Genomic DNA, 10,798 nt, shown 5'->3' on the forward strand with positions numbered 1-10,798 from the left:
ATTTTATTTTATTATTTTATGCTAATATGATTACTTTATGTTACAATAAAAATACAAAAAAAATCTGTCCATATTGCCTCCCTATTACAAGAGGTATTGATACTTGATAATTGAAATGACATGATTGATAATACAAGCGATATAAATATACAAACCATCATCAACCAAATTCACGAGGATGAAAAGCGTTTATCTGAGGGAGAACAGGTAAGTGATATTGCACTGAAGATTCCTCGGATCGATAGTGGTGAAGATAAACGTTCGGGTTTAGGACATAAGTTAGCCCGGCAACTATTCNATCTGAGGGAGAACAGGTAAGTGATATTGCACTGAAGATTCCTCGGATCGATAGTGGTGAAGATAAACGTTCGGGTTTAGGACATAAGTTAGCCCGGCAACTATTCCCAGCAAAGGATGAAGACCGAATAGCCAGTTATATTGCTTACGGGCGCTTACTTGCTAAGTTGCGTCGAGCCTACAAATGCCAAGTAGCTGAAACCAATGCTAAGAATTTGCAAGTTGATCGTTACCGACAAGCAAGAATGTTTGGTGGTCGTGATATATTCGAGCAACTCCTTTCCGCACCACTTTCGGATTCGATCCTAAATCCTAAACCTATGCCAGTAGAAGTGGCTCCATATCAAGAACTGGAACCCTTTTTTACCTACATGAAGAAAGGACAACCAGCAGATCGACCCTGCCAAGAGTTTACCCGTGGAGCTTATTACGACGATGGACGCATAGATATGTGTAAGCAGGTTGTCGGCGAGCTTTATATCGGCAACTTAGTTGAGTCTATTCGGGAAAATCCTTATGTAGAGCATTTTCTCTTGGGTAATAATATTGTCGGAGATGAGGGGGCGAGTCAAATAGCTTCCCTCGCTAGCCATGGCTATACACCGCTGGGTAATAATATTGTCNTATTGTCGGAGATGAGGGGGCGAGTCAAATAGCTTCCCTCGCTAGCCATGGCTATACACCGCTGGGTAATAATATTGTCGGAGATGAGGAGGCGAGTCAAATAGCTTCCCTCGCTAGCCATGGCTACACACCGCTGGGTAATAATATTGTCGGAGATGAGGGGGCGAGTCAAATAACTTCCCTCGCTAGCCATGGCTACACACCGCAGATTAAAACCTACTATTTGGCTGGAAATTGCCTGACGGAGAAAGGAGCGGGAGAACTTGCTGATGCTTTAGCGAGCGATCGCCATGCAGAATCTCTCTGGCTAAAGCGTAATCCTCTTAAAGCTGAGGGTGTAGCTCATATTGCGAAGATGCTGGAGCAAAATACGAGTCTTCAGACATTGGATTTGGTAAATGTGGGGATGTTGGATGAAGGAGTTAAAGTCTTATTTGAAAGTCTGCGGAAAAATCATACTCTCCGAACGTTATATATTGATGCCAATGGAATTAGTGAGACTGGTGCTAGTTACATTGCTGACTATTTTGAATATATGAAGTCCGAAAACCGGAAGGGATTAACTGGACTGTTTATGGCGATTAATCGTTTGGGGGATGGAGGTACAGAGCTAATCGCAAATGCTGTGGCAGGTTATTCTTACTTGAGTAAATTAGATTTATCGTCTAATCGAATTCAAAATGCTGGTCTGAAAGTATTGCTGGAAAAGTGTAATACTTTGTCTGAGTTAGTTTATTTGGGTATTGGGTTGTACAAATCAACTTCCGATCTAGGAGAATTACCCAATTATTTTGATGGATGTGGTGCAGAGCTTATTGCAGATTTTATCCGCACCAATAATACTGTAAAAATTCTCGGTCTTGCGGATACTAATATCCGAGAAGGAGGTTTTGAGATTATTGCTAATGCTCTTGAAGAAAATCATACACTTCTAGACTTACAATACCAGCAATTCCGTTCTCAACTTCCCCAGGAATTAGAAGTTCGTATACGTTGTCTTTTGGCAAGAAATATTCAGGAGCAACTAGGAATGTCGGTGCAGGAATTTCATAGCAGTCTCAAACGAGAGATTAAACATTCAGACCAAATTCGTTTTATCGACAGTATCTATCGCAATAACATGAAAGATTGTCATATCTGTGTTTAAAGCCACTATAGAACCTATTTGGGATAAGAGTGAAAAATAGATGGTGTGATGGGGAGATGGGGTGTATTGGATTTTTCCATCTTTTCAGTGTATTTTCTATATCTACAAACGACTTCGTGCCTCAAAAATCTAGTCCCTGATAAAATTAGCAAATGATATCATGTCCGTTGGTATCGGAGCGTGTAAAAGTTGGGAAAATATCTACCGCCATATAAAGTTTTTCCTTCTCTTAAAGCTTCTTCCTCACTATTGCCTGTTTTATGTTAAGTGTTCCCTACCTTTGCTATACAATACCGATGCTACCGGACATGATATGACTTCTATAGATTCAGCTAGTCTAATTGGTTTAGGCACTTACCGTCTGTACGAAAAAACATACTCAACTTGCCGAATGGCATTTGAAATGGGATACAGACATATAGATACTGCTGCCCTCTATAAAAATGAAGGAGAGGTGGCGAGGGCGATCGCCGAATCTGATATACCAAGAGAGGAAATATTTATTACCTCGAAAATTCCTTTGAAAGCTATATTGTCTGGTCGTATTCGAGATGCAGCCAGACAATCTTTAGAAAAGTTGGGGACTATAGATTTACTTCTGTTACACGCACCTGGAGCAGATCCACTATCTGCTTGGGAAGTAATGCTGGAAATAAGAGAATGGGAAGAGATAGGGGATATTGGTGTCAGCAATTTTAATATTCAGCATTTACAACTGCTCAAAAATTCTCCTCCAAAATGGAATCAATTTGAAATTTCGCCATTCCTGCAACGAAAAGAACTTGTTAGTTATTGTCATAGTCAGGGAATAAAAATTGTAGCCCATTCTCCCTTAGTTAAGGGGCAAAAGTTAGACACTCCTGAGTTAATTACTATGGCAGATCAATGTGGATGTACGCCAGCTCAACTACTTTTGGCTTGGTCTGTCAATAAAGGATTTGTTACTATCCCACGAAGTACGAAACGAGAGCATTTGCAAGCCAACTTGGAGGCTAGAGAAATTATACTGCCGACAGAAGTCATTCAACAGCTTAACGGGTTTGAGGAGAATTACGCAACACATCCACAGCATTGCTAATTTTTTGGTTTAAGAAACCGGGTTTATCTCAGTTACCTGGTTAATCTTAAATCTATGAATAAACCCGGTTTCTAGTTTGAGTCTACAACGTTTATTTGTCTACAACTATTCATCAAACATCAAATGCTGAATCTTAGTTAGCAAACACTTTGAGTTCAATTGTATAAATTTTTGATATTCATCAATACAGTTAAATTGCTTTTGAAAAATGCTAATATTTGGCAGAGTTCCTTTTCGTAATCCAATATAGTCTTGGTAACTAGAAAATTCCCAATCTTTAGGATGCTTTACTAAGTCAGCTTTGACAGGATTAAGATGAATATATTGAAACAGATGTAATAGATATTCATCTCGATCAATATGGATAGCTTGAAATCGCCCTTGAAATAGTGAACCTGTTCTTTGATAGCGGTTGTTAATTGCTTTTGTATAGGAAAGGGTAAATGCTTGCATCACATTTGAGACATTATTGTTTTTTAGACATACTAATAAATGATAATGGTTGGGCATTAAACAATATACAATAATATCGAGAGTTTCAGCAATTAAATACCTACGCATTTGACGTAAAAAATAAAGATAATTTTCACGTTCAAAGAATATATTTTGGCGATTATTTCCACGATTATAAATATGGTAATATTCGCCTGTTTTGAAGATAATTTCTCGATAAGGCATAGGCAGGTATGTAAAACAGGTTTAAGCTTAAGAAACCGGGTTTATCTGAATGACTTGGGTTAAGTTTTAAGTATAACAATAAACCCGGTTTCTGGTTTTAGGTTTCCAGGATTACAAGAAACCGGGTTTATCTGAATGACTTGGGTTAAGTTTTAAGTATAACAATAAACCCGGTTTCTGGTTTTAGGTTTCTAGGACTACCTCCTACTCAAACGCCGATAAACTGTCACTAACCCATCCACATCCCCAACATTCCCTGGAAACAACACCACAGGTAACTCAGGAAACTGAGGATGGTCTGTAGGAGTTCGCACCATCGAACAACCTGCTAAAACCTGACCTAACAACCTGGCAGTAGTCAAAGCTAAACCTTTACTCACAGTATCATTAGAAGTAATTCCACCTTTACTGATTAAAAATCCGATATCCTCCGGCAAACCCCGAACAATATCCATTAATAATTCTGAAACTGCTACACCAAACTCTAAACGCACCTGCACATTTTCAAAAGTCAACTCCTCGCGACTGGTATAAACGACTGGTGTTTTCCCTTCTGCATGAACAGCATAAACTTTTTCCAGAATATTTTTGAGTAAAGTTGCTCTTTGCTCTGGAGAGTCTTCAACTAAATGAGACACATCCACTTCTACACCAACTACATCAGATTCCTGCAACAACCTTTCCAACTGTTGAGTAGACTTCTTAACGTGGGAACCCACAATAATTGCACCTGGTTTCCCACTCCTAACATATTGTCTCATTTCCTCCGCAGCTACAGGTTGAGGACCTAAAGCAGCCAGGGAAGTTAAAATACTGGCAGCGCTCCGCAACAGAAACTTTTTACCTTGACTTGCTGCTGCCAATAGATCCTTGGCAAAACTATCTAAGTCAGCTTGAGTTTCTCCATCCACAACTCCACATTGGTTGCCAGTCAACTTCAGTAAACGTTCTAAACTGCCAGAACGAATATCATCAAGGGTAAATCTTTCTACAGTTTCCGCTTTTATCTGCCCTTTAGTTTTCTCCTCCACATAATCAGGCAAATAACTATAACTGTATCCAAATACAGAATCTTTGGCAAATTCTGTTTCGTGAACTGGGGTTTCTACACCATCAACCATTAAATAGTGGATGCTGTCACGGGTGACTCTTCCTCCTTCAAAAAATGCGGGAACTAAGAAATGAGCATCAAACTGACCAAGTTCTCCGGCAATAACATCCGTTTCTATGGGGTAGTGACCCCGTAGAGTCGAGTCAGAACGACTGACAACCAGAAAATCTTGAATATTTGCTTGAGCGATCGCCTCTGTCAGATTTTGTGTGACTTCTCGCGTCACAGTTGCTGCTTGTTCGGGAGTCAGAGCGCGAGTATTAGAGAGGATAAAAAATATAGGAGATTCATCAAGTAATCCTAATTTTAGGGTTTCTACATCCCACTTAGTTAGGAGTAGGCAACTATGAACAGTTTGGGAACCTGTGGGATCGTCATCTATAACAATAATTTTGGGTTTGTTAGTAGTCATATTTTTGGTTAAATGGGAAATAGTAAATTTGGGAATATAGCAGTTTTCAACCTGGTGAGCTACATCTAAACGATACCTCTGAATCCCATTTTCACAGGGGTTTAGGGGGAATCTCTATAACTGTACCTCACTAACCTGGGAATTGCTATATTCTTATCTTCTAGTGAGTTAGTGCAACTGTCAACTATTTGTGTAATGATTGATTATAGCAGGGAACAGGGAACACTTAACTGGGAACACTTTTCCAACTGTTCCCTAGTCTAAGATTCATCATCAGTCTATGTCCTAATCGCCCTGGCTGTTGCTATATATCATCAGGAGTTAGGCAAAGAAACACGGTTTCTAGGGTAAATCATTGTTTTTGACAATAAATATTTAGGAAAAACCGGATTTGGTGGGTTTGCCTGCGTAAGTCCTAATACAAAAACTATAGATAATTAAAGATGAAATTTTCCAAAATGTTCGCGTCCCTGAGTTTGGGAGTAACCCTCGTCATTTCATCAGTATGGGTATCGTTCCCATCTAAAAAAGTTCAAGCGCAGTCAACTTCCCAACGTCCTTACGCCGTTTTTGTCAACGGCTATGGCAACTGCTGTGCTTGGGGTATGAACGATGTGCAAAAAGCTTTGCAAAATATGGGTGCTGAAATTCGCTATGTTCCTTGGGACAGTTTTAGAGACGGCGCTGGTCAACAAAGTTACCTCTCAAGTGACAAGCATTTTCTTAGAGAGGCACAAGACTTTATCAATAATCAACTGGACTCAAATCGACCGTTAATTTTAATCGGACATAGCTTCGGTGGGGATTCTTTACTCAGTCTTGCACCGAGAATAAAAAGAAGAATTCTTTTTTTAGGTGTTATCGATCCAATTGCGGCTGGGGGGTTCAGGAAACCCATTAAACATGGTAGAGTACCTCCAAATGTTGACTATTTCTTTAACAGGTGGCAAAGAAATCCACTTAATACAGATAACTTAGTGCCTTTTGATCGGCTTGTAGGTGGAGCGGTGCAGAATTGTCGCGCTCAAACTTGCGACCAACAACAACAGAATATTGCCAGAAGAGTAGATGGTTCCGCTATTAAAGTTGCTTGTAGCTCTTGGGATGTTGATTGTCCTGGATACGAACCCTGGCCAGGTGGTTCTAATGGTCAAAAAAAGAAGGGTCTTTATCATAACCTGATGCCGACGGATGCTTACATTCAACGACAAATTATCGATCGCATAACTCAATTGTTATAAATTGCAAGTTCATTAATTGATAATTGATAATGGATAATTGATAATGGATAATGGATAATTGATAATGGATAATGGATAATGGATAATGGATAATGGATAATGGATAATTGATAATGGATAATTGATAATTACCTCTGGTTAAAACCGTTCTTGATTGAATATCGGGAAATATCATTTCTTTTTTTCCCCTATCCAAGGGGAGGCTTCAAGGCGCGAATTATTTAATTATTAATAATTAATCATTAATAATTGGGTAAGTTAAATCATAATTTGCAGAAAAAAAACTCTATTTTGAAATAATTTCTCTACAAGAAACCAGGTTGATATTACTCGCCAGAATTAACTTTTATTTGTACTAATAAACCCAGTTTATAGTTTGATAAGGTCAAAATAAGAAACTATAGCAATCCTCCGCATATTTGTGGCAAAAATCTTACTGCTTTTTAGGCAAGAGGCACTATTGCTACAGCTCATCTGGTAATAGTTTCAATTTTTTTATCTACTTTTTAATTTATCACAACCTATGCAGGGATTGCTATATAATAAACTGGGTTTATATTACTCGCCAGAATTAACTTTTATTTCTACTAATAAACCCAGTTTATAGTTTGATAAAGTCAAAATGAGAAAAAAAACTTCGTAAGCATTCAGCCGTCAGCTTTCAGCTTTCAACCCCTTGAATTATATGGGTTGAAAACTCAAACTATTCGTTCAATTCCTTCAATTTATGGGTTGAAAATATAGTATAAGTTAAACGAATTCTTGCTTAATTCATTAAAAAAGCTGTTTGCGTAGCATGACCTAGGATGAGCTGACCGCTAATAGCTGTTTCGCTTGCTTCGCTGCGCGACATGTTTGCGGAGCATTCCGTCAGGAAATGCGCAGCATTCTGCAGGAAATGCTTACAAAACTTCTTCCTTTTGCCTTCCTTTCACTAAAGTCTAATTATTCAACTAGACTGAAATGACTTTTGTAATTTGAAATTCATCTGTGGTTGACCAACGTTATAAGTTAAAGCATAACTATTAGCTAATATCCAAAACCATAAACCAGGATAACGAGGTTCTAACCAAGGTTGAATCCAACGAGCAAAACTAGGGAACCATCCTAATAACCAACTTACCAAACTAAACAAGGTAAAATTGATGTAACTTATCGTCCAAAGTAATATTTCCTGGAAATTAATAAAATCGAGAATCCATAATAAAAGATAAGGATTTATTCTGGCTGCTTTAAGAGCTAATTTTGTAAATATCCACCAATCAGCTCTATCTTTAATAAAAGTTTCTGCTACTTCTGGAGGTGACTCTGCTAATAATCCAAAAAATGTATTCAAAATAGAATTAATTTTTTGGGGAGGTAAAAACTTACCTGTAGGTACCATCATACCTTTAGAAAATAACCAAGTAATCGCAATATTGCCTTGATAAGCACGAATTTTATTTAAGTTTTCAGCGCTGAGTAAATCATATTTTAAAGCAGTATCTAAAAGTTCAGTTAAACGAGGTAAATTTCTCACCAAAGAACCAAAACCAGTAAATACTAAAGGAGACTGAAGAGAGGCAGCATCACCAATACAAACTAGACGGTCAAAAGCAACTTGGCGATCGCTACCTTTAATACTAAAATGCCCGGGAATATAACCAAAAGTTGGCTTTTTCCATACTAATTTATCCATGTCACAGCGTCGATATTCTGGCAAAATAGTGAAAAAATCCTCATACATTTCTAACAGAGAACCTGGATTTTCAGGATGAACTTGATGGTAATGAAATAGATAAAATGTTAACTCATTACCTGCACCAGGAAACAATTCCCAAATTAATTGTCTACCGCGAGAAATATCCCCATGACTATTTAAAACATCTCCATAATCAGAATCCCAAACACCTTCTTCAAATCCACCATCAATTACTGCTCCGACTGTCGGACAAACACTATCAAAAGCACGTTTACCATTTAATTGCCAAGCAATAGGAGAAGCAGTACCCATCGCATCTACTAACAAACGCCCACAGAAAATTTGTTCAGTTTTGGTAGATAGCTTTTGAGTGTAAATTACCACTTTTTCTGGTTCTATGTCAGCTTTAATAAATTCTGTTTCATCGACAATTTTTCCTCCAGCTTCTTGTAGTTTTTTTCCACATAAACTTAGTAATTTTTCTGAATCTAATGCCAGATTTAAAACTGTGGGAGTATGGAGAATTTTTGCTTTACAAAATTCAGGATTATTAGCATCAAAAAATTTGTTAAATCCATCTTTATATTCTCTGGCAATTAAATTTTCTACTTCTACATTAGTAAATAAACCTAAGTCAATTAAACCCTGAATTTCAGACCGGGAAATATTCCATTCTCGATTCATTTTACCGAAAGGCAAACGTTCTAATAATAATACTTTATATCCGAGTTTTGCCATGATTGCTGAATGAATACTTCCCAGAGCGCCACCAACATAAATTAAGTCATATTCTACTGAATTATTATTTGTTCCAGACTCTTTTTTCCAAAGTACCTGTTTGGGTTTTTGAGGATTTTTAACTGATTCTCGCCAACGTTTTTCCCACCAATATAAACGGTTGAGGTCATACTCTCCTCTAGGCATTTTTTGAAAGTATTTGACTGTCAGAGGATAATCAGATTCTAATGCTGTAAAAATTGACTGATTTGATAGATCGATAGTGGGAGGTTCTGGATAATTTAGAGGAAATTCTTTTCGTAAATTAGTAGTTAAATTTGAGGTAAATTTTTGTTGTATTGAAGATATATTTCCTTGTGCAAATACTTTTAGATAGGTAGTGCGTTGTAATGACCATACAAATACAGATATTTCCTTAGTAGGGTCTTCAGAAAATTTGACAATAAAACCATCTGGAGTTATAAATTTTTCGCCGAAACCAGGTTTAAATTGAGATTGTAACCATTGGCAAACAGTTTTTGTATCTGGTGTTGGTACTTCTAGGTAGAGGATTTGTTTCATCTAGTTCTATCCAGGGAATTAACTTTTTGGTTTAAATTGATAAATATCAAAAATAGTATTTTAACAGTTTATGGCAAAAACTCCTAAGTTGGGTTTAGAGACCAAACCCCTAGGTTCATTAATTGATAATGGATAATGGATAATTATCTCTGGGTGTGAGTGAAAACTTACCTTGATTCAAATAAGGAAATATCCTAGCACTTTTTTTTCCATATCGGGGGGATGCTTTTAACCAAGGTATTTAATTAATAATTAATAATTATTAATTATTTGGTAAAATGTTACAATCTATAGTGTTTCCAGATGAGTTTTAAACTAAAATTATCGTTTTTTTCCTAAAAAAAACTTCTGTATTCTCTCCTCCTGACTTCTGACTCCTGACTCCTTTTGCTAGCAATTCAATGTTCACATCCCATTCAGAAACTCTATATTTAGGATTCCTATACAATAATCCCCATTTCTGAGTGAGGTACAAAATTAATTTGTTTTGGGCGATAAAAATATTCTCTATTTTTGAGAAAAGCTATGAAGCGAGCAGTATGTAATAGTACCTTTTAGTACCTTTTTTTATTTCCAATTATGACTTGTTAAATACTTCTTATTAGTAGCAAATTCGCCTGGTCTACCATCAACATATCCTGCAAACTATTTGGCAGCTTCAGAGGCATAAATTAGTTTTTTATCTACTTTTTTTTTCCTTGCTTTTGTAGCTTAAACTCCAAAAAATCAATAAAATCTAACAATTCCTGCTGTTTTTTTTGCGTTGAATTTTTAATTTTACCTAAAATAATTTCTCCTTTATCAATTACTTGAGCCATCATTTTATCCTCCTGAAAAAAATAAATTATAAAATATCAAATCATGTCAATTATATTCACAAACAGGATATATGATTTAAACTACTGATTAGTCAACAGGACTTACACAGAAACCGGGTTTATCAACCAGTGTAATAAACCCGATTTTTTGGAGAGGGTGTTTCAATAATTAATAATTAACAATGAATAATTAATAATTACCTCTTCTGTAATATAAGGATTGCCTAAAAGGATTTTTTTCTTCTTTTTTCTCTTGAAATAAAAGGATTTATACCAAGTGTAAAAAAAGAATGTTACGAATAATAAGCAGGATTAAAAGATTTTATAGGGGAGTTATATTTGAATAAAAAGATAATTTAAGGTACAAAAAAGTAGATAAAACTTATTAATTCTGACTCCTGACTCCTGACTC

General features: G+C 36.6%; 7 protein-coding genes and 1 pseudogene. 4 read left to right on the forward strand and 4 right to left on the reverse strand.

The window, feature by feature from the left end:
* Positions 1–464: 464 nt before the first annotated feature.
* The 3 genes and pseudogenes from AFK68_RS25865 to AFK68_RS25875 all read left to right on the forward strand — a co-directional run.
* Positions 465–920: pseudogene (locus AFK68_RS25865) on the forward strand (hypothetical protein); the annotation flags it as partial.
* A 575-nt stretch (positions 921–1,495) separates the two neighbouring features.
* Positions 1,496–2,068, forward strand: a complete 573-nt coding sequence (locus AFK68_RS46495) for a hypothetical protein (RefSeq protein WP_371357562.1) — start codon at positions 1,496–1,498, stop codon at positions 2,066–2,068.
* A gap of 313 nt (positions 2,069–2,381) precedes the next feature.
* A complete protein-coding gene (locus tag AFK68_RS25875; RefSeq protein WP_210407629.1) occupies positions 2,382–3,146 on the forward strand; it encodes an aldo/keto reductase in 765 nt (254 codons plus the stop codon).
* Positions 3,147–3,251: 105 nt separating this feature from the next.
* Here the strand turns inward: AFK68_RS25875 and AFK68_RS25880 are convergent, their stop codons facing one another.
* Both AFK68_RS25880 and AFK68_RS25885 read right to left on the reverse strand, forming a co-directional pair.
* Complete coding sequence (locus tag AFK68_RS25880) at positions 3,252–3,824, reverse strand: transposase (RefSeq protein ID WP_094676304.1); 573 nt, start codon at positions 3,822–3,824, stop codon at positions 3,252–3,254.
* Between the two features lie 197 nt (positions 3,825–4,021).
* Positions 4,022–5,347, reverse strand: coding sequence for a four-carbon acid sugar kinase family protein (locus AFK68_RS25885; protein WP_094676306.1), 1,326 nt, complete (start codon positions 5,345–5,347; stop codon positions 4,022–4,024).
* 443 nt (positions 5,348–5,790) lie between these two features.
* Here AFK68_RS25885 and AFK68_RS25890 point away from each other — a divergent pair, with 443 nt between their 5' ends.
* Entirely contained in the window at positions 5,791–6,588 is a 798-nt protein-coding gene (locus AFK68_RS25890) for an alpha/beta hydrolase (protein WP_143438266.1), read from the forward strand.
* Between the two features lie 949 nt (positions 6,589–7,537).
* Here AFK68_RS25890 and AFK68_RS25900 read toward each other — a convergent pair.
* Positions 7,538–9,568, reverse strand: coding sequence for an NAD(P)/FAD-dependent oxidoreductase (locus AFK68_RS25900; protein ID WP_094676312.1), 2,031 nt, complete (start codon positions 9,566–9,568; stop codon positions 7,538–7,540).
* Between the two features lie 683 nt (positions 9,569–10,251).
* The gene (locus tag AFK68_RS37385; RefSeq protein WP_168186660.1) at positions 10,252–10,389 is read right to left on the reverse strand and encodes a hypothetical protein; all 138 of its coding nucleotides are present in this window, start codon (positions 10,387–10,389) and stop codon (positions 10,252–10,254) included.
* Positions 10,390–10,798: the final 409 nt, after the last annotated feature.

The sequence above is a fragment of the Hydrocoleum sp. CS-953 genome, assembly GCF_002260545.1.
GTDB lineage: Bacteria > Cyanobacteriota > Cyanobacteriia > Cyanobacteriales > Microcoleaceae > Trichodesmium.